This window comes from Hymenobacter sp. NBH84, from assembly GCF_014217645.1.
In the GTDB taxonomy this organism is placed as follows: Bacteria; Bacteroidota; Bacteroidia; order Cytophagales; family Hymenobacteraceae; genus Hymenobacter; species Hymenobacter profundi.
Map to the genome: position 1 here is coordinate 87,628 of NZ_CP043649.1, position 22,953 is coordinate 110,580.

The 22,953-nt window shown below is 53.1% G+C and carries 22 protein-coding genes, 2 tRNA genes and 2 pseudogenes; 12 read left to right on the forward strand and 14 right to left on the reverse strand.

The genetic code is table 11. The features are described from left to right. Window positions 1–327: 327 nt before the first annotated feature. From F1C16_RS22590 to F1C16_RS22600, 3 genes and pseudogenes are all read right to left on the reverse strand, one after another. Complete coding sequence (locus tag F1C16_RS22590) at window positions 328–717, reverse strand: hypothetical protein (RefSeq protein ID WP_185284759.1); 390 nt, start codon at window positions 715–717, stop codon at window positions 328–330. Continuing rightward, window positions 714–1,478 (reverse strand): ParA family protein, encoded by a 765-nt coding sequence (locus F1C16_RS22595; RefSeq protein WP_185284760.1) that lies wholly within the window; start codon window positions 1,476–1,478, stop codon window positions 714–716. Before F1C16_RS22595 ends, F1C16_RS22590 begins: the two co-directional genes overlap by 4 nt. 574 nt (window positions 1,479–2,052) lie before the next feature. Continuing rightward, window positions 2,053–2,451, reverse strand: a pseudogene (locus F1C16_RS22600) (transposase); the annotation flags it as partial. Window positions 2,452–2,456: 5 nt separating this feature from the next. On the opposite strand from F1C16_RS22600, the gene F1C16_RS23470 reads away from it, so the two are divergent. Continuing rightward, window positions 2,457–2,621 carry a transposase gene (locus F1C16_RS23470; RefSeq protein WP_185284761.1) on the forward strand — a complete coding sequence of 55 codons (165 nt, stop codon included), beginning with the start codon at window positions 2,457–2,459 and terminating at the stop codon, window positions 2,619–2,621. A 239-nt stretch (window positions 2,622–2,860) separates the two neighbouring features. Next, entirely contained in the window at window positions 2,861–3,376 is a 516-nt protein-coding gene (locus tag F1C16_RS22610; protein ID WP_185284762.1) for an IS3 family transposase, read from the forward strand. Window positions 3,377–3,420: 44 nt separating this feature from the next. Here the strand turns inward: F1C16_RS22610 and F1C16_RS23190 are convergent, their stop codons facing one another. Continuing rightward, window positions 3,421–3,549, reverse strand: a complete 129-nt coding sequence (locus F1C16_RS23190) for a hypothetical protein (protein ID WP_258049204.1) — start codon at window positions 3,547–3,549, stop codon at window positions 3,421–3,423. A gap of 57 nt (window positions 3,550–3,606) precedes the next feature. After that, complete coding sequence (locus tag F1C16_RS22615) at window positions 3,607–3,990, reverse strand: hypothetical protein (protein ID WP_185284763.1); 384 nt, start codon at window positions 3,988–3,990, stop codon at window positions 3,607–3,609. A gap of 1,758 nt (window positions 3,991–5,748) precedes the next feature. On the opposite strand from F1C16_RS22615, the gene F1C16_RS22620 reads away from it, so the two are divergent. Beyond that, window positions 5,749–6,471, forward strand: a complete 723-nt coding sequence (locus F1C16_RS22620; protein ID WP_374940619.1) for a GAF domain-containing protein — start codon at window positions 5,749–5,751, stop codon at window positions 6,469–6,471. A gap of 952 nt (window positions 6,472–7,423) precedes the next feature. Here the strand turns inward: F1C16_RS22620 and F1C16_RS22625 are convergent. Both F1C16_RS22625 and F1C16_RS23475 read right to left on the reverse strand, forming a co-directional pair. After that, complete coding sequence (locus tag F1C16_RS22625; protein ID WP_185284754.1) at window positions 7,424–7,747, reverse strand: integrase core domain-containing protein; 324 nt, start codon at window positions 7,745–7,747, stop codon at window positions 7,424–7,426. A 121-nt stretch (window positions 7,748–7,868) separates the two neighbouring features. Further along, window positions 7,869–8,108 carry an IS3 family transposase gene (locus tag F1C16_RS23475; RefSeq protein WP_185284753.1) on the reverse strand — a complete coding sequence of 80 codons (240 nt, stop codon included), beginning with the start codon at window positions 8,106–8,108 and terminating at the stop codon, window positions 7,869–7,871. 176 nt (window positions 8,109–8,284) lie between these two features. On the opposite strand from F1C16_RS23475, the gene F1C16_RS22635 reads away from it, so the two are divergent. Then, window positions 8,285–8,485 carry a hypothetical protein gene (locus F1C16_RS22635; protein WP_185284765.1) on the forward strand — a complete coding sequence of 67 codons (201 nt, stop codon included), beginning with the start codon at window positions 8,285–8,287 and terminating at the stop codon, window positions 8,483–8,485. A gap of 51 nt (window positions 8,486–8,536) precedes the next feature. Here F1C16_RS22635 and F1C16_RS22640 read toward each other — a convergent pair whose 3' ends face one another. After that, window positions 8,537–10,327, reverse strand: coding sequence for a ThuA domain-containing protein (locus F1C16_RS22640; protein WP_185284766.1), 1,791 nt, complete (start codon window positions 10,325–10,327; stop codon window positions 8,537–8,539). A 319-nt stretch (window positions 10,328–10,646) separates the two neighbouring features. Here F1C16_RS22640 and F1C16_RS22645 point away from each other — a divergent pair, with 319 nt between their 5' ends. Continuing rightward, the gene (locus F1C16_RS22645) at window positions 10,647–11,372 is read left to right on the forward strand and encodes a glycosyltransferase family 2 protein (RefSeq protein WP_258049205.1); all 726 of its coding nucleotides are present in this window, start codon (window positions 10,647–10,649) and stop codon (window positions 11,370–11,372) included. 307 nt (window positions 11,373–11,679) lie between these two features. Here F1C16_RS22645 and F1C16_RS22650 read toward each other — a convergent pair whose 3' ends face one another. From F1C16_RS22650 to F1C16_RS22660, 3 genes and pseudogenes are all read right to left on the reverse strand, one after another. Next, a complete protein-coding gene (locus tag F1C16_RS22650; RefSeq protein WP_185284768.1) occupies window positions 11,680–13,275 on the reverse strand; it encodes a glycosyltransferase family 39 protein in 1,596 nt (531 codons plus the stop codon). A 765-nt stretch (window positions 13,276–14,040) separates the two neighbouring features. After that, a pseudogene (locus F1C16_RS22655) lies at window positions 14,041–14,442 on the reverse strand (transposase); the annotation flags it as partial. A gap of 21 nt (window positions 14,443–14,463) precedes the next feature. Further along, on the reverse strand, window positions 14,464–15,573 hold the full coding sequence (locus F1C16_RS22660) for a transposase (RefSeq protein ID WP_185284769.1): 1,110 nt from the start codon (window positions 15,571–15,573) through the stop codon (window positions 14,464–14,466). Window positions 15,574–16,413: 840 nt separating this feature from the next. Between F1C16_RS22660 and F1C16_RS22885 the strand changes: the two genes are divergently transcribed. Beyond that, window positions 16,414–16,935, forward strand: coding sequence for a hypothetical protein (locus tag F1C16_RS22885; protein WP_219733568.1), 522 nt, complete (start codon window positions 16,414–16,416; stop codon window positions 16,933–16,935). Beyond that, complete coding sequence (locus F1C16_RS22665) at window positions 16,818–17,297, forward strand: RNA ligase family protein (RefSeq protein WP_374940622.1); 480 nt, start codon at window positions 16,818–16,820, stop codon at window positions 17,295–17,297. Before F1C16_RS22885 ends, F1C16_RS22665 begins: the two co-directional genes overlap by 118 nt. 169 nt (window positions 17,298–17,466) lie before the next feature. Here F1C16_RS22665 and F1C16_RS22670 read toward each other — a convergent pair whose 3' ends face one another. The 3 genes from F1C16_RS22670 to F1C16_RS22680 all read right to left on the reverse strand — a co-directional run bounded on the left by F1C16_RS22670 (window position 17,467) and on the right by F1C16_RS22680 (window position 19,576). Then, window positions 17,467–17,877, reverse strand: a complete 411-nt coding sequence (locus F1C16_RS22670) for a hypothetical protein (RefSeq protein ID WP_185284771.1) — start codon at window positions 17,875–17,877, stop codon at window positions 17,467–17,469. Between the two features lie 18 nt (window positions 17,878–17,895). Further along, the gene (locus F1C16_RS22675; RefSeq protein ID WP_185284772.1) at window positions 17,896–18,324 is read right to left on the reverse strand and encodes a hypothetical protein; all 429 of its coding nucleotides are present in this window, start codon (window positions 18,322–18,324) and stop codon (window positions 17,896–17,898) included. 157 nt (window positions 18,325–18,481) lie between these two features. After that, window positions 18,482–19,576, reverse strand: a complete 1,095-nt coding sequence (locus F1C16_RS22680; RefSeq protein WP_185284773.1) for a YhcG family protein — start codon at window positions 19,574–19,576, stop codon at window positions 18,482–18,484. Between the two features lie 246 nt (window positions 19,577–19,822). On the opposite strand from F1C16_RS22680, the gene F1C16_RS22685 reads away from it, so the two are divergent. From F1C16_RS22685 to F1C16_RS22705, 5 genes are all read left to right on the forward strand, one after another. Then, a complete protein-coding gene (locus F1C16_RS22685) occupies window positions 19,823–20,383 on the forward strand; it encodes a hypothetical protein (RefSeq protein WP_185284774.1) in 561 nt (186 codons plus the stop codon). Between the two features lie 62 nt (window positions 20,384–20,445). Next, complete coding sequence (locus F1C16_RS22690; RefSeq protein WP_185284775.1) at window positions 20,446–21,822, forward strand: hypothetical protein; 1,377 nt, start codon at window positions 20,446–20,448, stop codon at window positions 21,820–21,822. A gap of 22 nt (window positions 21,823–21,844) precedes the next feature. Beyond that, a tRNA-OTHER gene (locus F1C16_RS22695) sits at window positions 21,845–21,915 on the forward strand. A 4-nt stretch (window positions 21,916–21,919) separates the two neighbouring features. Next, window positions 21,920–21,992 (forward strand) — tRNA-Gln (locus F1C16_RS22700). A gap of 369 nt (window positions 21,993–22,361) precedes the next feature. Then, entirely contained in the window at window positions 22,362–22,925 is a 564-nt protein-coding gene (locus tag F1C16_RS22705) for a Crp/Fnr family transcriptional regulator (RefSeq protein WP_185284776.1), read from the forward strand. Window positions 22,926–22,953 lie beyond the last annotated feature (28 nt).

Sequence of the window (22,953 nt, forward strand, 5' to 3'; positions counted from 1 at the left end):
TAGATATCAATCAGGGCCATAAAGATATAAGATAAGCATTCAACTGATTAATAGTGATTTATGCTTTATAAATGCCACTTATAGGTCTTCGCCAAGACGTTAAGTATTACAAAAACCACGACGATAACCTTCTCCCCTACCCTCTTGATTACAGTTAGATACATGCATCTATTACAAAAACCACGACAGATGTTCTCTAACCTCACGATTATTGTGGATTGCCATAATCTAGCTGTCTTGCAACAGGTTTTGTCGTGGTTTTTGTAATAGGTATTACATAGTTCAACTTGGTGGCAGACCATGACGTGCAACTTGGTCTATGGTGCGTCAGCGTCGCAGCTTTTTCAGGTTCAGGCGGTGCTTTTCTTCCTCCGGCAACGTTCGGTTGGCTTCCGGTAGGTTATCCAGATAATCACTCAGCGCTTTATCAGTAGCCTTCTTAATCATGAACCCAGGCTTCCAAAACTCCGCTTGCTTTAGGCGCAGAAAGGTGGTTTTGCGAATCAACGTGGTGAAGGATACCTCCATCATCTCGTCATCTTCTGTTGAGGGTAAGGGCACAGAGGTAGGTGCTGTCGTAATTGGCGTCTTCATTTGAGTAGATTGCGCCGTGCCAGCCGCAGGTGGCAGTTGTAATCCATACAGCAAAGCATCTGTTTGTTGTAGGGGAGCTGGCGACTGTAGATTACGTCCAAAATCAGGTTTCTGCTTTTTCATAGCCGGGTCAGGATTTCAGCGGTAAGGTTTTCGTAATCGGTAGCGCCATTGCTGTCGGGTGCCCAGGAATGAATACTTTCCTTTTGAATCTGAGCTTCCGCCAACGCTACATTTTCGCGGATTGTTGTCTGCATAACTAGTTGGCCTAAGACTGCATCTTCCTTCATTAGGCGCACAATGTCATGGTGTAGTTTGCGCCGATAAGTAGGCGAGTACTTCGTAAAAAACACCCCCCCTACCTTCAGGTTGGGATTGAAGTGTTTCCGTACGCGGGCACAGGCATCAAGCAAAGTAGTGAGGCCCTCGAAGCCGTAGTACTCCGGCTGACTAGGAATAAACACTGCTTGACTGGCCACCAACGCCGCGTAAGTCAAGGCCGAAAGGCTGGGTGGTGTGTCTAGTAGGCAGAAATCGAACTGGTCGGCCAAGGGCTCTAGGGCCTCCCGCAGCAACATCTCGTAGCCTAGTTGAGTGGCAATAAGCTTTTCCAGGTAGTGTAGATGTGGAGTGGCATTAACTAGCCATAGGTTTGATTCTACTGTGCGCATTACCTCTGCCAGCGTCTTCTCGCCTTGCAACACCTGACCCACGTGCGCTTGCGCTTCACCATTGTATGGAAAGGACATGGTTAGGTTGCACTGCGCATCACAGTCAATCAGTAAGACTTTCTTTCCCGTACGCGCCAAGGTTTGCCCCACATTCAAATTAGATGTGGTTTTGCCAACGCCGCCCTTATGGTTAGCAAATGTGATGGTATACATGTTGCCTCTTTGTTAAATGTCTACAATGATACATATTATGATAATCAATGTCACTATAGTAATTACTATAATTATAACGATTACTGTAATAATGTTGATTATCATAATGATAATAATTTCTTTATTTTTAGAAATAACATATTAAAAATATAAAAGTAGATACATCTAAATCAGGTGAAAGGGTTAAGAATCATTGCTTTATGTAACTATCATAATTATGACAATTATGATAGTTACATAAAGCAATGATTCTTAACCCTTTATTTTCTACAAAGTTGCTACAGGTGTTTCGTCTTCATCATTCTCATAATTATGAGAATGATGAAGACGAAACACCTGTAGCAACTCACGCTGATTTGGGATATATCCTCTGTAAGCTGGCTTTGTATCACTTGTTGGATTGCCTACTACCAGCTATTCTTATACAGGCGGTGATGTATTATATAGAGCTTCCAACCCGGAGTGTCACGCGAGAACACACTTGTACGCTTCCCCGAATCGAGCGCCAGTTGTGAGTAGAGAAAGGCGTAACGTTGACCTCCTCCCATTTACTCGACCGCTTGAAAGTGGAGTATTAGGCGTTCTGAAGCTCGACCGTAACAGCGGCTACCATTACCTGATCGGGCGTTACATTCTGCAGCGAACTGTGGGGCCGGAAGCTATTGTATTCCTGCCGCCACTGCTCGATCTTTTCCTGGGCATCGGTCAGCGATAGAAACCAATGTACATTCAAACATTCATCCCGGAAGCTACCATTGAACGACTCAATATAGGGGTTAGCAGTGGGTTTTCCTGGGCGCGAGAAGTCCAGCGTGACCTGCTGCTCATAGGCCCAGCGGTCCAGCGCCTTGTTGATAAACTCACTACCGTTGTCGACCTGGATGCGCTCAGGCACGAGGCCTAGCTGCTGGTGTAGGCGTTGCATCACAACGACGACATCTTCACCTTTCAACGACTGGCCGACGTGGCGAGCACGGGTTGAGCGAGGCCACATTTTATGCCTGGAAAAGCAAATACGCCGGGGCCAGCGTCGCGGAACTCACCCGGCTCAAGCACCTGGAAGAGGAGAATCGCAAGCTCAAGCAGATGTTCGCCGACCTAAGTCTAGAGAATCAAGCTATTGAGATCCTGCGAAAAAAGTAAGTAGCCCTGCGGCGCGGCGCCAGGCAGCGCAGGGCTTAGTGAGCAAGGGCTGGAGCCAGCGGCGAGCGTGTGCGCTGCTGGGGCTTTCCCGTGGTAGCTATCACCCGGTGGCGCACGGACGCAACGACGAGTCGGTGCAGCAGGCCCTGCGAGCGTTAAGTGGGCGGTCAACCATAAACGCACGCTACGCATCTACCGGGTCCTAGCCCTCAACCTACCTCGGCGCCTGAACAAAGCGCGTGCCCGCCCGCGTGCAGCAACCCTTGGCGGTGCCCGAGGCAGCTAACGTGTGCTGGTCGCTCGACTTTACGAGTGATGTGTTGACCGATGGCCGTCGGTTCCGGACGCTAAGTGTGCTCGACGACTACAACCGCGAGCTGCTGGGTGTGGAAATTGACTTCTCTTTGCCCGCCAGTCGCGTCGTACAGGTGCTGACGCGCCTAGTTGAGTGCTATGGCCGCCCCGCGCGGCTGCGCACCGATAATGGTCCTGAATTTATTAGCGCCAAATTGAGCGAGTGGTGTGAGCAGCAGGGTATTACCCTGCACTGGATCCAGCCGGGCAAACCGACGCAGAATGCCTACATCGAACGCTTCAACGGCTCGTTCCGCCGCGAGTTGCTCGACGCCCACCTGTTTCGCTCGCTGGCTCACGTGCGCCAACTCGTGGACGAGTGGCGGCATGACTATAACACCCAACGGCCCCACCAGGCCCTGAATTTTATGACCCTACTCGAATTTAAACAAGCGGCTTAACCTCTACGAACCACTGGCTTATCGAACGGGAAAGCGTACAACACCTAATGAGCCTGCCCCACTACCTGCGCCAGCGGCCGGTCCCAGAGCTGCGCCATGCGCGCGTTGGCAAACTCGATGATGTGCGTGGGGCCTTGCAGCAGGCTAATGGCCACAGGCGCTTGCTCAAACACGCCATACAGCGTCGCTTGCTGGGCTTCGGCGGCAGCACGGGCGGCCTGCTCGCGGGCCTAGGTAGCGCGCAAGGCTTCCTCGGCGTGGCTGCAGTCCTCGTCCTGGGTGTCGGAGAAGATGACGAGCAACCCGTCGCCGAGGCGCTGGGCCGTGACGCGGAAGTAGGCATCGAAGCCATCGGCCTGGTAGTAGAACTGGAACTGCCCCGCTTCCTGGCCCAGCCAGCTGCGGCGGTGGTGGGAAACTGCTGGCGGTAGCGGATGCCGGGCTGGGCCGGTAGCCGGGCCATGCGCTGGGCGGCCGGGTTGAGGTAAGCCAGCGTCAGGTCGATGAGCGTGCCGTTGGCATCGACCACGGACGTGTTGTAGATGACCCCCAGCAGCAGCAAGTCCAGCAGGGTGGAGAAGAGGGCGGGGTCTGCCGGCAGCAAAAAGGAGCATCTGCCATACAAGCCGGGGACCGATAAGCTACGAAAGTAGCGAGTAAGGTTCGGCTAATGGTCCACGCGTAGCTTCTTTTTTTCGCTTCGGTGTCCTTAGTCTTTTTCAATGTAGGATTCGGCTAGCAGCCCTCCTCGTACATGAACGAGGCTCTTGTAGGCACCGGCAGGAATGCGCCGTACACGCAGAAGGGTAGGACGCGAGGAGCTCGTAGGGGCGGAGGCGTGCACGAAGCGTTTACTCTAGACGGAGTCAATAAGGTATAGTGGCTGTTGCAGAAGCTGCCATCCAGTTCATGGCTACGCGCGTAGCAGGAGCATGCAAGGCTAGAAGTAGTTCACGGACAGAGACGCGCTTTCGGTTGTCTGAGCGCGTACCTCTACATGGTTTCTACCGCCGCCTAGCGGACCTGGTTGACTGTGGTTTTCTCTATAAAGAGACAGAACCGCTTTACAGCCATACGGATCAACCCTCGCTCGATCCGGTCGTCGTCTTCGAGCTCGTGTTGGTCGGCCGACTGGAGAATCTGGTCAGCAACCGACGGCAGACCCGACCGGGCCGCATCCCGGCAAATCGTCAAGGCGTCGCCTTGAATCTCCCTGTAGTCACAGGGCTGCACCTCGGCAGGATTGTGGCCTACTACAGTACCAAGCGGTACGCCCCACAGCGCTTTCACTTCGGGTGTAATCTTGCCACCGGGCCGTTAGGTGCTACGCAGAGCACGCCTCAGGGCATAGCAGTTAGCAGTCCCTTAACCGCTGCTCCATCGCCTACCCCCCAACGGTAGTAGGCTCAGGTACGCAGCTACAGGTTTGCGGCGATTATACTGCTTAACATACATAAAATAGGAACTGCTTCTCCATACTTTGTTGATTGACTACTACGTAAAAACCGCCGACGCATTTGAGGAGAATACGGAGGAAGAATTGGTATTCACCACCTTGTCTTGCGTTAGATCCTCTCCCAAATTTACAGCTGCACAATACAGGTATCTAACTCGTTAGTATAATGGTAGTTGAGTGAACGTATTGCGGCGGTGATTATCTACGAAACATTAGTAGAAGACGTATGCTACTGAACGCTATACAGTTTAGTTCTGGGGGAGCCTGTGTTCTGAGTTATGATGAATCCTCGCACTGGCTGTATGCCAAGTGGAGCGGTCTAATTGGTCACACTGAGGCGTTGCAGGGAGCCATTGGGTACTTGGACAAAGTATCGAATCATCGGAGTGCTTTTCTACTCAATAACAATCTAGCCCTACAAGGCCCTTGGTTCAACTCCGTAGAGTGGCTTGAACGCACATGGCTACCACAGGCTCAGAAACTGGGTTTGCGCTATATCGCGCACGTTGTGCAAGCCAATAGTGGGTATGATATTCTCACCCTTACGAGCTCTACGCATATGAGTGATTTGCTTGAATTGCAACTCTTCCATGATGTAACGGAAGCTCAAGATTGGCTACGCAGTTGTCAGCAATTGGCTGCAGCGCCAAACAGGGCTTCCACCTCCACCCACCGGCAAAATAAATAACAGCTGAGGGTAAGCGGCACCTTACTGAAGACAGTAGCGGTGTACCTATCGCCTGTTTGATGCGGGAATAGCTGTAGACTGTATTGGGGTGAATGGCTCTGTATTTCCGAGCATCCTTACCTAACGGTATTGCGAGACTCAATAACCCAAACAGCGTATGCCGGGCTGCGCGTTGTTGGTTTGTCCGAAGGCATCGTTTCTGCCTGATCTACCTTATTCCTACTGGTTATGCTACCACGCGTTTCCTCCTTAATTCCGCCCTGTGAGCCGGCCCGGCTACAGGCATTGCAGCCTTACAGAAGCTTGAGAGTGGCTCCGGATGCGGTTTTTAGTGCGTTAGCCGATTTAGTCTCTCGTCTCTTCGATGTACCACTGGTCTTGCTTACCCTTGTGGATGAAGAGCACACTAGCATCAAAGCGAGCTATGGCGTAACGCAGCACACGATTCCGCGGCAGCAGAGTTTGTGCGCGCTAACCATTCTACAGGATACCATCCTCATTGTGGAAGACTTAGACCAAGAGCCCGCTACATTACTGGATTTTGCGTTTGTCCGTTCCCTACATATGCGTTTCTACGCAGGATACCCTTTACCAACCTCTGCTGGCTATAACATTGGCGCGCTTTGTCTGCTAGACTCTCATCCCCGAACCCTCAGTTCGCCGGAGCAACACCGTCTGCAACTGCTGGCCCGTCTGACCAGCCAACTTCTGGAACTGCGGCTTCACCTGCAACAGCGTCAGCCAGTGCCTTCGCCGGACTGGACCTCTCTCTACGATGCCCTTCATACGGCCCTGCTCCAATTAGACGAATCAGACGCACAACTGCGCCACGTCCATACTGCTGGCTGGGCCGCGTCGCTTTATCAGCATAAGATTCAGCAGCGAGCAGATACCATCGTATACACTCTACAACGACAAATTACGGCCTTACAGGCTAGATTACTATCGTAGCTTACCTGCTAAGTGGTGTAGTCAAACATCCACTTGCCCACGAGGTGACACACGTAAGCCAATGACATACGAAGGAAAGTATCGAGCAGCGCAAGGCGAAACGAGCTAGGCTGCCTTCCTAAATTCAGTGCAGGATAAAATGCTTGTTCCCGCACTACTCGTCGATTTCCATCGGTTGTAGTCATCTAGCACGTTCAGGGTGCGAAATCCTCACCATTGGTAAGAACAGCACTTGTAAAGTCAAGCGGCCAACTCATGTTTGCCGCCCAGGGGCCATACAGTCTATGTGCTGTTGTGCGCCTCGGATACCGAAGCAAAAGCCGAACTGGCCAGCAGCAATTCCTCCTTCACGCGCGACCATCGACTCTCGGTCTAGACATTATCATCGTACTCGCTTTTTCGACTCATACCATGCACGAGGTGTCGGTTCGTGAGCAAGCGCCGGTATGCTTTGCCGCAATACTGCCCGCTCCGCTATGAGCCCGGCTGCCGAATCAGTAGTGCCCGACGTACGGCACTCACCACCCGTTCTTCGGGCATGATCTCCAGCTCCTGCCAGCTCACAACGCGTTTGGTTACATATCCTGAAAGGCGACTAGATAGACCCACGAACCGTTTTGCAGCAGCAAGTAAGTACTATCCCCTGGCCAGCAGCTGTTGGGGTCGGCCGAACAGCTAGTTTGCCGCTACCCGTAGCCCCTGCTCACTGCAGGTGGTGCGCGGCATAAAGGCGCGCGGTTGCACAGCCACCAACTCGAATCGGCGTAGTGTCTGCCAGATGCGATGACGATCCACCTGGGTGCCCCCTATGCCCGCAACTAGGCCTGCAAATGCTGTGCCCTTGAGCTCCTGCTTGATATTACCGCTACGGTAGTAGCACTAGCCTTTGTAGCTAATCGGATATGGGTACGCCTCCACGACAATTTCCAGATAGCTCCGTAAGGAAGTTTGATTACGCTGGACAGTTTAGGGTGCTAAGTGTAGTCAACTGTTGATGACTGTGATACATCGTCTGGTAATCGATACGGGAGTGCCGGCGCTCGTGATTATAGTAATCAAAATAGTCGGCGACGCTGCGTTGGGCGTCCGCTAGATCAGCAAAAACGGGCCGCTCGCGGACTTCGAGCACTTCGGTTTTGAGGCGTGACCACAGGCTTTCGGCCTGGGCATTATCGTAACAGTCGCCGCGCCGGCTCTGCGAGCGCACGGTCTGGTGGTCGTGCAGCAGTTGCCGATAGACATTGCCGCAATACTGCCCACCGCGGTCGGAGTGCACGAGCAGGCCCGGGGTAGGCGGTTGCTCCCAGAAGCCCGCTGCAAAGCCATGGTAATCAGTTTCTCGAGCATGTCAGCTCCCACTCGCCGTTGGTCAGCGGTAGATACGTGATGTCACTGACTCAGACCTGATTGGCTTGCGTCGGCTTGGGCTGGTGGAGCAGCCAGTTGGGCGCGCAGCGCAGCCCGTGGGTTGAGTCCGTGGTGCGCGGGGTAAAGGCCTTGGGTTGCAGCGCGTGCAAGCCCCGGCGGCGCATGACCGTGCGGAGCCGCTGCCGCCCCACGTGATAGCCCTTGCGGCGCAGTTCGACACGCAGCCGACGTGTACCATAGCAGCGCTTATGCACCCCAAACGCCTTCACCAGCGCCGTTTCCCACGCCGGCTCACGCAGTGCCGGCCTGTTGCTGCTGAGCTTGTTGCCAAGCGTAGCAGCAACAGGCCGGCACTGCCGCTAGCTAGCAGAGCAGCCGCACGGGGTAGTGATCTCGCTGCGCGTCGATGAAAGGGTAACGGCTCATTGGTCCGGTGTCTGCGATAATGCGGCTACAGCATTCCGATGGCAATGGCTTTTTTAAAATTTCTAACTCCTGCGCCTGCCGCCGGTTGGCGGCCTACCTCAGCCGCCGTGGCCGGGTCCAACTCCGCGCCCTGGGCAGCCGCGACCGGCGTGAGTGCCTGTTTCTGCCATTTAATAAGAGCAACTTCGGGCTGATGTTGAGCGCACGGGCAGCCGCCTGAGTCGAGCGGCTTTCGCTGGCTAGGCGCAACGCTTCGGCGCGGAAGGCGACGTCATAGCGCCGACACTTGGCGGGTGGGGGGCTGACTTTCATGGCGTTCGAAAGAGTAAAACCTATTCTGTCCAGATTTACTCGACCACCTCATCTTGGCTATCCATGTTTGGAGGCAGTGCGTGCTCAATAAAGCTACTTCCTTCCCGTTCCTCTTTCTGGACGTATGTATGAGCTTGTCGTTTACAGCTAAGCCCTTTTGACAAGCTCTACTTTCGCGGAATTCCAAAGGAATCTCTGTAATTGGCCTGATCCATATATTGCGATAGTAAGCTTCTGCTGCTTCAGACTGGAGTTGAATTTTGCCATCTACAAGCGGGCTCCAAGAGCCATCTAGCTTCCATTCTCGGGAGTCTTCTAACACCATTACAACCTCCCCGTTCACAACATGAATGCTTTTTTGACCTAAACAGATTAGTTCAATGGTGTTCCATTGCCCTAATGGTTTTTCTCTATTTTGTCTTCGACGGCAGCGGCCGCCATTTGGCTGATTCAGACCGAACAATTTTGACGGAGCCGTTGGCTCATAAATCCAACCACTCTCCCCTTCTATATTTTTAAAAATGGCATTTATAGTCATGCTAGGCCCCAACCCGAAATAATCTCCTATATCGGCTTCCTGAATCTGTAGTTCATGCGACAGCATCCACACGTTCCAAAAGGCGCCCTGATTACCTTTCGCATGGTATAAAATGCCACTGTCCCGTTTGTCGTTCAAGCGAGGTTCGTACTTGCGAGTACCCCATTTGAATTCTGCTTTAAAATGATAATTGCTGAATTCCAGTTTAGTGCTTAACCCACCGTAAATTTCTCCAGAAATATGCAGCACCGGGAGGCCATTTTCTGAGATTACCTGAAATACATTTAAAGGGTCCTGGTTCAGGCCAATTGGTGTACCTGTTACGCCATCGCCTTTGGGGTAACCGGGCAGATTAACGCTGTAATGTGGCACTCCGATGAACTTGTTCCAGTGGGTTAGATGCTGATCTAGCAAATTCGTCCATAAATACGTTGGCTTTGGGTCTGGAGGAGTCTCTCTTTGGGAATCCCCCATAGCATAGCGTATACCGCCCAAGAGATGCTGTAAAAATAGTGGTTCCTGATAGCTTTCGTCTGTATGACCACCAGCTGTATAAAATGACCGCCCGCCTTGATATGTATGATACCAGGTGATTGGATGAGTATCTCCATGAATGCCACCAGAGTAGCTTTGTTCATCCAGCGTTGCTAGTACCCGAATGTCAGGATTTAGATCTTTAAAATTATACCATTCATCCGTCCGTTGCCAGGTATCGGGAAGAAAAGCAGTTGCTTCATGATTTTTGTCTGATACGTGCAGGGTAGCGAGCTGAATAGCAGGGTGTCCGTTGAAATAAGCGCCTACTAATCCGTTATACCATGGCCAGTCATATTCTGTGTCGGTAGCCGCATGGATACCAACAAAGCCATTCCCGTCTTTTATGTAGTGTTCGAACGCCTGTTGTTGCGCATCGTTCAGTACATCTCCGGTGGTGCTTAAAAATATTACCGCCTTGTATTGCGCTAGATTGAGTTGGTTAAAGCTTGCCCCTACCTTAGTCGTATCGACGTGTATGTTATTTTCGGCACCTAGCTTTTGCAAGGCTGTAATAGCTACCGGAATCGAAGAATGAAAGAAGCCAGCCGTCTTATAAAAGACCAAAATCTTTGGTTTGGGTCTAGGCTCACTGGGATTGTCTTTCTTGTTAGAGGCACAACTGCAAAAAGTAAAAACTGCAAAAAGCAAAAAACAAGAACGTAGAGCTACACTCATGACTGTTGCGTTTAAAAGTTTAACTCCGCCTTATAAGGAGATTCAGAGTGCAAAGCAACGTTGCGACATAAGATATAGCGTACGTGATCTGGTCACTAAAGTATCTCTTTACAGGAATTGTAATTACATCCCAATTTTCTCTCCTTCAACTAGCCCCCTCACTTTACCCTGTAGGAAAATCTCCGCTAATGCAGTATAACACAGTAGACGGATAAGTAACTTGGAGTGCAAACGCTGACGCAGGTTCTCTAAATGGGGAAGAGCGAAGATGGGCAATATTATCCTTTACTTTGATGCAAACCGTATCCCTTTCTCTGCTTTGGTAGAATTTAAGACCCTCTCCATCGTGGTGCCGATGTATAATGAGCACCGCTCTATCCACCTTATCTTAGATGTACTGCGCGAGGTGGACTTGATCCAAGGCATCCGCAAGGAGATTATTGTCGTGGATGATTGTTCGACCGATCAGTCTGCGGCGCGGGTCGAGGCATATGCCCACCAATACCCTGCTCTGGAATTGCGTCTGTTCAAGCACCAATCTAACCAAGGGAAGGGCGCGGCCCTGCACACTGGCATCCGCGAAGCAACCGGCGATTATGTTATTATTCAGGATGCCGACCTGGAGTACGATCCGCAGGAGTACAATCTGCTGCTCACACCAGTGCTACGGGGGTTTGCTGATGTAGTATATGGATCGCGCTTTATGGGAGGTAATCCACACCGCATTCTGTTCTTCTGGCATAGCATCGGCAACAACCTCCTCACGTTCCTGTCGAACATATGTGCGGACCTGAATCTGACCGATATGGAAACATGCTACAAGCTGTTCCGGCGCGACATCATTCAGGGTCTACAACTGGAAGAAAAGCGCTTTGGATTCGAACCGGAAGTGACGGCCAAGGTAGCGCGGGTGCCTGGGGTGCGTATTTATGAAGTTGGCATTAGCTACTATGGTCGCACGTACGCCGAAGGCAAGAAGATTGGCTGGCGCGATGGGGTCCGGGCCATTTACTGCATTCTGAAGTATGGTTTACTGAAGCGCTAAACCTCTTGAAGCAGGGATTCGGCTGCGTTATGCTCAGGCCCGCACTTGGATGAGCGAAAGTGCGGGCTGACCTTATTGGTAAAGCGTTTATGACCTTGCGTCTACCTTCTACGAGCAGCGTACCTCTGCAACAACCAAAGGAGTTTTCGCGCCTCTTTGATTGTTTATTGTGTCTAATACACGGACCAAGTGCGACTTCGATACCAGCCTTTCAACCAATCCATTGCTGTATGTGTATCGCTCCGGTTGCTAATACAAGGCCTTATCGCCGCACTTACCAAGTCACTCCATAACGGTTGCTGCCAAATTATAATGCCTTCAGGCTATTTTCATACAAAAACATTTTTTCATTAGCCACTTCTACACTGTCAATAATTTTATACTTGTTATTTCTTGCGCCTAGCACCATCAAAACTTTAGATGATTCGCTATTTAATTTGTTATCAATCTCTGAAGCGCTTAAAAAATAAAATTTACCAAGTTTTTTGAAGTTATCCCATCCGTATTTATTTATTTCTTTATCGGATATTTGAAAATATTCTGGCTTTATCGAGCAATAAGTAGCTACAAAAATATAATCCTGCCCATCGCCGTTATCTTCTTGAATAAATATTTTATTATATTTATTCTGATAAATATTAACTTTCTTGCATATCTCTACAAAGGTATGCCGCATTCCAACATTTCTTAGTTCTTCAGAAGAAATATATTTATTAATAAAATAATAGCTATTTAAAGTAATTAGGGTAGTAAAAAAAATCAAATACGCACTCTTAAGCACTGGTGTATTGATGTAGTTATAAATGAAAACTATGCCTGCTGCTGTTATTAATGGTGCCAGTACAATTAAACAGGAAGCACGTAGCGCGTTCGGATTTTCTTGCGTTAAAGCACTAGGTATTATAGCTATAATTAATATACTATAGAAATACATAGGGCTTATCACTTGTTTTTTATCTATGATTTTGTAAATAAAAAACAAGCCTATATAAAAGAAGATAAACTCGAGCATTAGTAACCTAGCTACAGTAAAATAATTATAATTACCAAACTCAAAAAATAGAAAGTTAGGTGATATATTAGAAAGTATATTTTTGAATATACTGTTTATGTAATCAAAAGAGAAGGAGAACTTCATCATGCTTCCCTCAGCCCTAGAAAAGAACTGCTTCGGCATGGTGAGTGCAGCAATAATCTGAGGACTAGCGCCGACTAGACAGCTAATTGCAAAAGCTACACCCTTCTCCAAGGCTTTATTAGCGTGCCGAAATAAATCATAAAAGACAAGAAGTGTAAATAAGAAAAAAATAAGTTTACTAGATTGGTACGTGCTAGTTCCAAGGCCTATGCACACTCCTAACAGGAGCAAGCTTTTAATATTATAATCTTTGTCTTTAACTCTTTGCCATAGGTAGCATGTACTAATTAAAAAGAATGAAGGTAATAGAGTTCCTTCTGACGCTATTCGAGAAAACAATATATGCCATGGAGAAAGTACAATGAGAAGTAAAGCAAAAAAAGCAAACAATTTTCCTCCCATTTTTTTGGCAACTAAGTAAAGTATAATTAGAGAAAAACAGCCTAATATGACTGATACTAATCTACCAGAAGCAACCGAAAATCCGAAAAGACTAATAATTATAGCACTCAACCAAGCGTACATTGGAGGACGATAGTCTAACGTCCCAAATCCTCTCAGAATTAGCGGGTATTTCTGACCCCACCGGTCGGCTCCAGTCTCTGCAATGGAATAACCATCGTATATATTAGAAAGCTCATCATGATGTGCGGATAATGGATAGTTTTCTAGCTGTAGGAATCTGAGCAGAAAGCCGACTAGGAGTATAAAAAATAATCCAATCGGCAAAATGTTGATAAATCTACTTCGAATACTTACTTGCATATTTTACAGAGAAATTTGGTTTTGCTTACAAATATAGCTGCCTTAAGAAAAATAAATACTATTTGACATACATTTCATGTCTAGATGTCGCTAAATAATTGAAAAACCCCAGACTCACTGATAAGATTTAAGAGAAACTAAGGCCGTGTTGGGTAATTGGATAAGACGATAAATAAAAACGAGTCAGTAAGTTGCGTAGGGAGTTCTTAGGCTCTGCTTTACTTTATGGTTGACAGCTATTAACCTCTACCTAACTCGCCATGGCAATTTATTGGTTCGTTGCTGCCTTTGCAACGCCGACAGTGCGTGTGTTTGCGTCACGCTGCCGACACGGTGCTCTACGTGTACCGCACCTGGTTTACATGCCTTATAATTTTAGCTAATCAGGCGTTTCCTTTGGAAAATCAGCCCAAACCAGACCCTATAGGAGTGAACCGTCTAGCAAGGTACGCCTTGCCGGCCACAGCCGTTAGGTAGGCGGAAGTGGGGCTACCTACGTTTTTTGCTGGCCCCACCTTGTTGACCTATTCGGTTCGTTCAGCGATGCTGTCTACAGCAGGGCTATTGACTAACAGGTACAGGTCGACCCGGGCTAAACGAGGGAATGGCTTGCTGAAAAGGTGGCTTCTGCTTAATCGTCAGGGCGAGTTCGACGTATAGGGAAAAGCAGGTAGATACCTGCTCAATTGACATATGGGCAATCAAGTCAAGGACAATAGCCAACTCGTCGTGGCTGTTGCAGAACTCGGCACCCGTTCAAACTGGCTATGCTTTGCGTGGCGCTTTCGTGAGATTATGCCGGGCGCGCAGCCAGTAGCGTGACCCAGCGGCTGATGCGGACGAGAGCAGGGGCACTGCCACCACCATTGCCACTTGCTGCTGGGGCTGAGCACGGAGCAGCTTTTTCAGATTATAGGCAACGGCGGCTAGGAGCATAGACTTATGAGCGCCGGCTTGCCCCCGCACGTTGATGCGGCGCAGACCGTAGTGATGGAGTAAGCTGCCAAACACGGGTTCGACCGTGCGTTGTTGGACGCGGCGCATGCGGCCTACCGCCTTGGTGGCTGCGCTGGCGCTGCCACCAAGGCGGTAGGCCGCATCAAAGGCCGAGCGCACGAGTTGCTTATAATCGGCGTAGGGTGCGCAATTCGCTTTGAAGGCACACTGTTGACAGTCCTGGTACGCCGCCTAGTAATGCTTGACCCAGCCGCCGTCGGCCTTGGTGCTGTACTTGCGAAAGGGCAGCAGCTGGTCCGCTTGACACCGGTACTCATCTACGGCGGCATGATAGGTAAATCCAGCAGCTTCCGGTTTGTAGTGCCCAAAAACGGGGATCCACGGCGTGACACCCTGGTGTTCGAGCCACGCATAGTTGAAGCCGTTGGAGTAGCCCGTATCGGCCACCAGGTCGCGCAGGTGCATCTCATGGGCCTGCAAGCGGTGCTGCAGGTGCTGCACCAGGCCGGGCAAGTGCAAGCTGTCGCGGGAGTCCGCTACGTCGGCTTGTACATGGCTGATGATGCCCGTAGCGGTATCCACGGCTAGACTGCACAGGTAGTTCAAGGCGCGCGCTTTGCCAGGCTTGATGGAGATGCGGGCTTCTGGATCGGTGGGGCTGTAGTGCGTCTTGTTGCTCAGCAAGCGCGCCTTGGGATGGTGCGCACCCAAGGCGCCGCTGGGCTGCTGCTGCCGTTTGGCTTTGCGCGCGGCTTCGTAGCGAAGTTGATGGGCGGGCGCCGAGAAAACAGCCGCGGCCGGCGGGGCGAGAACCGGTTCGTGGCCGACGACCGTCAAGGGTGGCACCAGCGCGGACACGGCCTTCTTTTCGCACACGCTATCGAGGGACGCATTCGCTTTCACGGGCGTCGAGTCCACGACTTGCATGTCGCCTGCGACCAAGCCCTGCTGCACGCAGAGGCGAAAGACCCGGTCGAAGAGCTGCTCGAACAGCGCCGCCGGGTAGAGCTGGCGCGTGCGGCTCACGGTGGAGTGCCAGGGCAGGGCTTCGTTGAGCTCGTAGCCCAGAAAATAGAGCAGGTCCAAGCGTAGGGCACAGTGTTCCAGCAGGCGGCGGTCACTGGTGATGTTTTCCAAGTGACCTACTAAGACGAGCTTGAAAAACACCACGGGATCGAGCGAGGGCTGGCCCGTGTGACTATATAGGTCGTGGGTGGCCTCATAGAGGAATGCTAGATCCAGTAGCTCGTCGAGCCGCCGGTAGAGATTATGCGCGGGCACCCGCTCGGAGAGGCGGAACTGGCTGACGACTTGATCGGTAAACGGCTTCTTGCCTTGCATTCTCTCTCTACGAAAAGACTTAGTAACAGGCTGTCACTTCTGCAACAGCCACCGTCGTTTAACCTTTGTACTAAACTTTTAACCAAGGCCAACTATCTAAGGGTTGTATTCGGTTAAAGAAATTAGTTGGCTGGAGTAGTGGATAGGACCAGAAGGCAGCATATTCGTAACAATAGAAGTGAGTGAGTGAGTGAGTGAGTGCTCGCGTTGTCGTCAGCCCACCTTCGGTACATTGAAATAGCTAAACAGTTATTCATAGCGTCTGTTAGACCAACTTTGGGTTGCTCGCGGCTAACGCCGCGCTCCAATTTGGCCAGTTAGTTAGCCTGTAGACCACTTATGCCATGGCTGCGCCTAAGTGGAGTGTCTACAGGCTGATGAAGTGGATTGATGGTCCGTACAAGGATCATTTAGCGAGCAGTTCAGGTGGTTGAACTTTCAGGTGGTTGAACTTATAGATCACGAGCATATAGATCACGAGCATATTGACAACGTATAACTGAGTCGATGGGCCCGCTCTTGCAGTGAGTTTTTGGGAGAGGGTATTTTTCCAGCACGATATCGGCGGTCAATTGATAAATGCAGTGGCTAATATTGAGTACTCACGCGAGCACCGTTGATTTTTAGGCAGGTGTCTTATGAAGCCATGGTGGCAAAGATGCGCGAACATAGTTTCGTGAGATAAAGCGACACAACAGCCTAGGCGATAGTTTAGGGGGCTTTTCGATGGAGTCGGCTTGTCGCGGAAAACCTTCCTATCGCGGGAGGATAAGACATAAGTGCAAATGGCCCACCAGGGCAACTTTTCCTTAGCTTTACCGCCCTGCCTTATTCTATTGTATGTCTATCCTATTCAACAGCCAAGCCCGCGCCACGGCCACCCGCTCCCTGACCCAACTCAACACGCTCACCAAGTATCCGTCCATTCTCACGCTGCACGCCCTCGGCGAGCGGGGCCGCCTCACCACCGACTTCACCACGCCCGCCCTGTTCGCCCAGTCTCTCACAGCCACCAAAAAAATCGACGGCACCAACACCCGCCTGCTGGTCTTTGCTGACGGCTCCTACGTGGTCGGCTCCCGCGAGAACCTACTTACTGTCAGCGACGACCTGTTGTTCGACCCCGCCGTGGGCATTGTCGACGGCTTACGCCGTCTGGTGTTTCCCCAATTCGTCGACGAGTACGGCCACCTGCCCCGGTTCGTGTACACACCGCCGCCGGTCAGCCCGCGCCGCTCACTGTGCTGTTCGGCGAGTTCTACGGCGGCAAGGTCACAGGTAACTCCAAGTACTACGGCCCGCCCACGCAGGTCGGCTTCCGCGTCTTCGACGTGGCAGCGTTTTCTGATGCCGACGCCCTAGCCACCCAGCTACAGGCCGACATTCGCGACCTGTCCACGTGGCGCGAGACCGAAACCCCCACCGGCTTGCGCTACGGCCAGCACTTCCTCCCCGAAACCGCCCTGGCTGCGTACCTAGCCCAGGTGGGCCTGCCTGCCGTGCCCCCGCTGCCCACCTTTACCGCCTCGGCCGACGAGGCCACCCACGAAAGCGTGCTGGACTGGCTGCGCCAGCACCTTCCCCACACCCAGGCTGCCCTACCGGGCCACACCGAACCCGGCCGCGCCGAAGGCGTCATCCTGCGCACCGCCGACCGCTCGGCCATCGTCAAAGTCCGCTTCGAGGACTACGAGCGCACTCTCAACCAGCGCGGTAAGAAGTAAGCTTGATTCATTGATAAATAGCCGCCCCGCTGTTTCTCTCATCACCGGCGAGAGAAACAGCGGGGCGGCGTTCATCGACTGATTTCTACCAGTTATAATGCCCTGAGCTGATTTACACGGCCGCCGGAGTAAAAGCTCTAACTTCATGGTGCGTCACCATCCCAGCATTCTACTGGTACACGTACACATGCGTCAGCTGCGGTTCTCCCTGTCCATTCTCGCACACGGTCCTGACCAATTGCTGTTCGCCGTTGTAGTACAAGCGGCGCCGATTTAGTACGTCGCCGTGGGCCGTGACAGTTTCTCCTCGCTCTACTTGACCGTTGCGGTTCTGGTAGCGAATGAATGTATACTCTGGTCCATCTTGTTGCTCCTCAGGTTTTGCATGTGTAGGGTTGCCATCGGCATCATACCAGGTGCGGGTGAAGCCGTAACCGGCCGGAAAATACGTGTAGCGCTCTACCCAAATCAGCCGCTGCCCGTCGTAGGAATAATAAGTCTGTACCCGGTCCAGGCTGTCATAGACCCAGGTGTACCGGTTCTGACGGGAGAAATGTAGCGCGGGTGCGTCGTAGCTCACTCGTCGTCCCTTCGCGTCCTAAGCGTACTGAATGCTGCTGGTTTTTTCCCAGGTGCGGTGTTGCTCATAGTCCGCCTCTCCTACAATGCATCCGTCGCGGCCGCCGATGCCTTTGTCTACGTCTTGCCGCAAGCGTCGCTCATAGGTAAAATGCTCCTGCCGCACCAAACGCCTCTGCTGGTCGTGGTAGTACAGGGTCTTAGCTTGGTCTCCTTTTTTATAGGTAGAATAGGTAAAGACACGTGCCACAAGCATCGTATCCTGGTACTGGTAGCGTGTCGTTCCGTCCACGCAATTATCCCTACACGTTTCCTGGTAGTTGGTGGCGCGTTCCTGAAGCACCTGCCCGCTGGGGCTGAGTGTGCGCACGAGCACCAGCTGCCGCGCCGCGCTGTCAGTCCCCGCAAACTGGTATACCTCGCACCGGGCACCATCGGTTACGGGCATAGAAACGCTAGCAGGAGAAGGCTTCGGCATTGCTTTCGAACCAATCGACACTAGCCGAAAGACAAGCGCACATACGACTAGTAAGACGAGCAGTGCGGCGAACAGACGCATGGTGGAGTAGCTGGAATTAACAGACAAGAAATAGAGTAGCCGACAGTTATACGTCCTTCCCTAGACGCGCCTGCTCCTCCCGCACCAGCTGTTGCAGCTCCGCTTCCGAGGGCAAATTCACCCGGTATTTACTCACGAACAGTTGCTCCGACAATCCCGTGGTAGCGTAGCGCACCAGCGTATCGTTCTTCTGCGCGCACAGAATCAGGCCCACCGGCGGGTTGTCGCCCTCCGTCATTTCATTTTCGCGGTAGTAGTTCAGGTACACGTTCATCTGCCCGGCGTCGGCGTGGCTGAAGGCCCCAATCTTCAGGTCGACCAGCACGTGACATTTCAGGATGCGGTGGTAAAACACTAGGTCGATGTAGTAGTGCTCGTTGTCAAAGGTGATGCGCTTCTGCCGGGCCTCGAAGCAAAAGCCCCGCCCCAGCTCCACCAGAAAGGTCTGCAGGTGCTCGATGATGGCCGTTTCCAGATCTTGTTCGCTGTAGCTGGCCCGCTCTTCCAGCCCCAGGAACTCCAGCACGTAAGGGTTCTTCACCACGTCGGCTACCTGTAGTGGCTGCGCGCCGGCGTGGCCTGCCAGCACCGTGGCCTTGTCCGTCGACAGCCCCGTGCGCTCGTAGAGCATGGTGCCCACGGCCCGCTTCAACTCCCGCACCGACCAGCTGTTCTTCACCGCCTGCAACTCGTAAAAAGCCCGCTGCAGCGGGTCCGTCAGCGGCAGCAACTCCAGGAAGTGCGAAAAGCTCAGCCGACGCAGCAGCAGCTCCGGTGCCACGCCGGGTAGGGGCGCCTCAGCCGGGGAGAAGGCTGGTAGCGCAGGCAAATTCAACCCTGACAATTCTCTCGACGCTGTTGAGAGAATTGTCGGGTAGGTTCGATAAAAGTCGACGCACCGGTACAGTTGCTGCGTCGATAATCCCCGTACCTGCTTCACTTGCTGCGCCAGTTCCGGCATCAGCCGGGCGCCGTAGGTGGCCCGGTCTTCGCCGTGCTGCTCATATTCAGCAATGTAGTAGCCGATGAGCCAGTTGCGCACCGTCAACCAATAGTTGATCTGTCGCGCCGCCGCTCGTTGCGTTTGCTCGTGCAGGTGTGTAATGCGCCCAGCCAGTCCGGAAAACGTTGCTTCTGCCATGGCGCCCAAGATACGCGGCCCGCCGCGGTTCTGCGCAACGTATCCGATACGGAAGAGGCTGGCCCCACATCTGGAGCTACTAGGCGAGGTAGGGAAAACGGCTGAGTAAGCCACTATGCGCTTATGACAAGGCATAAGTCACGCAAGAAGGCTTTCCACCTTCAATTCTTCTTTGCTCCTTTGCCTTGCCGTAATTGCGTTGTACCTACTCCGCCGTATCCTTCCAACGTATTCCCTTCTCCTGCAATGGGCCTTGATATTCACCTGCAAGCCAACCACCAAGAAGAGTCAGACGCAGACGAACTGGATTTATTCGACCAGCATAGCCTGAGCCGAACCTTCTGCAACCTGATGTGTCGCCGCAATGTCGTGGAGGGTGAACCCGAGCTTGACCAAATCGGCCGATTAACAGGGATAGACATTACTCCCTTGTACGACATGGAGAACTACCCTTGTGATAAATCATTGGAAATGCAACTAGCCTTGGCCGAAAATGACGAGGAACGAGAAGAAATTCTGCAACAAGCCGAAACAGACAAAGCGCAGCTTGACGGCAACTTAGCAGTGGTAACATCTCTCATCGACCAGCTGCTTACAAAGCTCCCCCAACTGGAAGATCTACCGAGCCGGCTGAATGATCATGGCTATGATACGCTCCGCGACATAAGCTATTTCGCTGATTTCGCTCAGGATCCAGGCGACGGGTATCTCGACAACAACTTCGGCCAGGACCTGCGCAATTTCCGGCGCTTCCTGACGCGCGCGCAGCAGCAAGGCAGCACGACCGTGTACTTTATGTACGGCTAAGCGGCGGCCCGAAAAGCCAACCGAAGGCACGTGTTGCCCATATCTTCTCTACCCTTCGCCTCATGGATTTACGGCCCCTTTACGAAACGCTGCAGCAGCGGCGGCGTCCCGAAGACATTGCCGACCTACTATTGCCCTTGCTGCAAGACCGCCTGACGCCGACGCAGCTGGCTACGTTGCGCCGAGCGGCCAGTCATTCCGTCCGGCAAAGCGTCTGGCAGTACACATCCCTGCTGGAAACCTTTCGCACACCCGTCGGGGCCACGCAGCAAGTGCAGCAGTCGGCCGTCTTGTTTGGCGTGCCGCTTCCTGCTGCGCAGCGCTACGACTCGGCCGACGAGGTAGCCGCCTTCCTGCGACAGATCAACCCGCTCATCGGCAAGCAGTACCAGGCAAACAACTACCGTACCGACCGCCTCGACCGGGCCGCCCGCACGGCGGCCGGCCTGGACCTTTCCAAACGGCGCTACAACAAGCTTTTTCGCTCGGTGCGGCATTTGGAGGAGAAATTACAGCGCATGCTGCGGGAGTGGCGCAAGCTAGAGCTGGAACAAGTAGCCAAGCACGGGTTGGTCCACGACCTATCCTATGAAGTCTTTGCTCGCGACCTGGATAGCGCCGCCTTCATCGCCTACTACACAGCCCGCTGCAACTTGCGCAGCGAATTTACCATCGACGGGCAGCAGCGGCCCTACGACGAGGTAGCCGACATGCTGTTTCAGCGCTGTGCGGGTACTGCCCCTTCCACCGTGGCACGCTGGTTGGGCGCGGCCGCGCAGCCCGCCAGCCCCACGGCCAACTGGTGGGCCATAGCCCACGTGTACCCCGCTCCCCACGTCTTGGCCCAGCTTTCCAGCGAGCAGCAGGGCCAGCTACTCGGCCGTTGGACCACCTTCCTGCAGGAGGCCGCTACGTATTTACGGGACGTCTGGGCCCGCAACACCTTTGCCCGGCAGACCATGATTGTGAAGCGGGGCGACGACTCCTCCACGTGGAATGCCGCCGCGGGTGCCTGGAACAAGGCCCGCGACAACTGGATTAACCTGCTCTACGCCCTCGGCATGGAGTTCGTGCTCGAGGAGCTGTGCTTCGGCAAGGCGCTGCGCCTGATGGCCGCCGATGTGGCCGCCTGGCACCGCAGCGCCGGCCAGGGGCTGGACCCCAACACGCAGGTCTGGGCCGCGTTGCCGCTGCCGTGGGAGGTGTTTGCTGGCACCGCTACCTGCACCCGCGCACAAGTGGCCGCCGCGTGTCAGCAAGCGGGCCTCGACCCGGAAAAGTCCGGTTGGCTCGCCCCCCGGCCGCATGGCGTAGTAAAGTTTCGACCGACCCCGGAACTGGTGCACGGCGTACGCATTTCCAATCCGTATCTTGCCACCGTCTTAAAGCGGCACCGCTATTTCTCGGGCAAGGCGGCGTGGCCCCTCCACCCCGAGTAGAACGAACGGAATACGCTAGCAGGATGAGGTAGTTCAGTGGAAGAACGTCCGGCTCTACCCGGTTGGTCGCAGGTTCGAGTCCTGCCCTCATCCCAACTCTGGTATAGCTCAGTGGAAGAGCGCCCGGCTCTGGTACCGGGTGGCCGCAGGTTCGAGCCCTGCTATCAGAGCAGACCCAAACGGCAGTAGTTGCCGATCGTTTGAAGACAACTACTTGGGTTTACGCCACCACCAACGTCCGCTGTCGCATTACTTGGCTATGTACCGAGTTGGTGAAGGTGAGCGGCACCATTAGTCCCGCTGCCCAGTGAGAAGGTCATTGGCCTCGGTTAAAAGGTTGGTACAGCAGTTAAGTGAGCGGCTCCCAACTGCGTGCGTTACAAGCTGAAATTCTGCATTCAGCGGTTTTTAGGTCGGTTTGTTCAGGTAGCCCCCCCCTGTTTTGGACGTACAAGACAGCCAGGGCATGGTTCAGAACTGTTGTACAGTCTATTTCTTATAAGGCATTCCTTCCCGTTTTCCAAGTCCTACCTTCCGGTATGCACCCGCTTCTCCAGCACATGGCGCAGTTCACAACCCTCTCGCCGCCGCTCGCCGCCGCGGTGTGCCAGCGGGCGCACCACCACCACTTTCAGAAGGGGGAACTGCTCCACGCGGCCGATACAGTATGCCGCCGCACCTACTGGATCCAGCAGGGCCTGGTGCGCATCTACTTCAACAAGGATGGCCGGCTCGTGACCGATGGCTTTGCGGCCGAAAACCAGTGGATGACTTCCGCCTACAGCTTTATGCGCGGCGTGCCGGATGCGTACGCTATTGCGGCCATTGAGCCGACGCAGGCGTATTCCCTGTCCTTGGAGGACCTCCTAGACCTGTTCGACCGGTTTCACGAAATGGAACGCTTCGGGCGCGTCCTCATGAGTGCGCAGTTCCTGGAGCAGTCGGAACGGCTGAACTCGTTGCGTTTCACTTCTCCGGCCGAAAAGTATCAGCACTTCTGCGCCCACTACCGGCCCATTCTAGCCCGCCTGCCGCTGGGCATGATTGCCTCCTACCTGGGCATCACCCCGGAAACGCTCAGCCGGGTTCGCGCCAAGGGGTAGGGGGCACCACCGAGAGCCAAGGGACCGG

Excerpts from the sequence above, each read along its gene's own strand:
- F1C16_RS22590 (WP_185284759.1), bottom strand. The coding sequence starts at position 717 with ATGAAAAAGCAGAAACCTGATTTTGGACGTAATCTACAGTCGCCAGCT.
- F1C16_RS22595 (WP_185284760.1), bottom strand. The coding sequence starts at position 1,478 with ATGTATACCATCACATTTGCTAACCATAAGGGCGGCGTTGGCAAAACC.
- F1C16_RS22615 (WP_185284763.1), bottom strand. The coding sequence starts at position 3,990 with ATGCTCCTTTTTGCTGCCGGCAGACCCCGCCCTCTTCTCCACCCTGCT.
- F1C16_RS22620 (WP_374940619.1), top strand. The coding sequence starts at position 5,749 with ATGCTACCACGCGTTTCCTCCTTAATTCCGCCCTGTGAGCCGGCCCGG.
- F1C16_RS22635 (WP_185284765.1), top strand. The coding sequence starts at position 8,285 with ATGCGGCTACAGCATTCCGATGGCAATGGCTTTTTTAAAATTTCTAAC.
- F1C16_RS22640 (WP_185284766.1), bottom strand. The coding sequence starts at position 10,327 with ATGAGTGTAGCTCTACGTTCTTGTTTTTTGCTTTTTGCAGTTTTTACT.
- F1C16_RS22650 (WP_185284768.1), bottom strand. The coding sequence starts at position 13,275 with ATGCAAGTAAGTATTCGAAGTAGATTTATCAACATTTTGCCGATTGGA.
- F1C16_RS22660 (WP_185284769.1), bottom strand. The coding sequence starts at position 15,573 with ATGCAAGGCAAGAAGCCGTTTACCGATCAAGTCGTCAGCCAGTTCCGC.
- F1C16_RS22885 (WP_219733568.1), top strand. The coding sequence starts at position 16,414 with ATGTCTATCCTATTCAACAGCCAAGCCCGCGCCACGGCCACCCGCTCC.
- F1C16_RS22675 (WP_185284772.1), bottom strand. The coding sequence starts at position 18,324 with ATGCCCGTAACCGATGGTGCCCGGTGCGAGGTATACCAGTTTGCGGGG.
- F1C16_RS22680 (WP_185284773.1), bottom strand. The coding sequence starts at position 19,576 with ATGGCAGAAGCAACGTTTTCCGGACTGGCTGGGCGCATTACACACCTG.
- F1C16_RS22685 (WP_185284774.1), top strand. The coding sequence starts at position 19,823 with ATGGGCCTTGATATTCACCTGCAAGCCAACCACCAAGAAGAGTCAGAC.
- F1C16_RS22690 (WP_185284775.1), top strand. The coding sequence starts at position 20,446 with ATGGATTTACGGCCCCTTTACGAAACGCTGCAGCAGCGGCGGCGTCCC.
- F1C16_RS22705 (WP_185284776.1), top strand. The coding sequence starts at position 22,362 with ATGCACCCGCTTCTCCAGCACATGGCGCAGTTCACAACCCTCTCGCCG.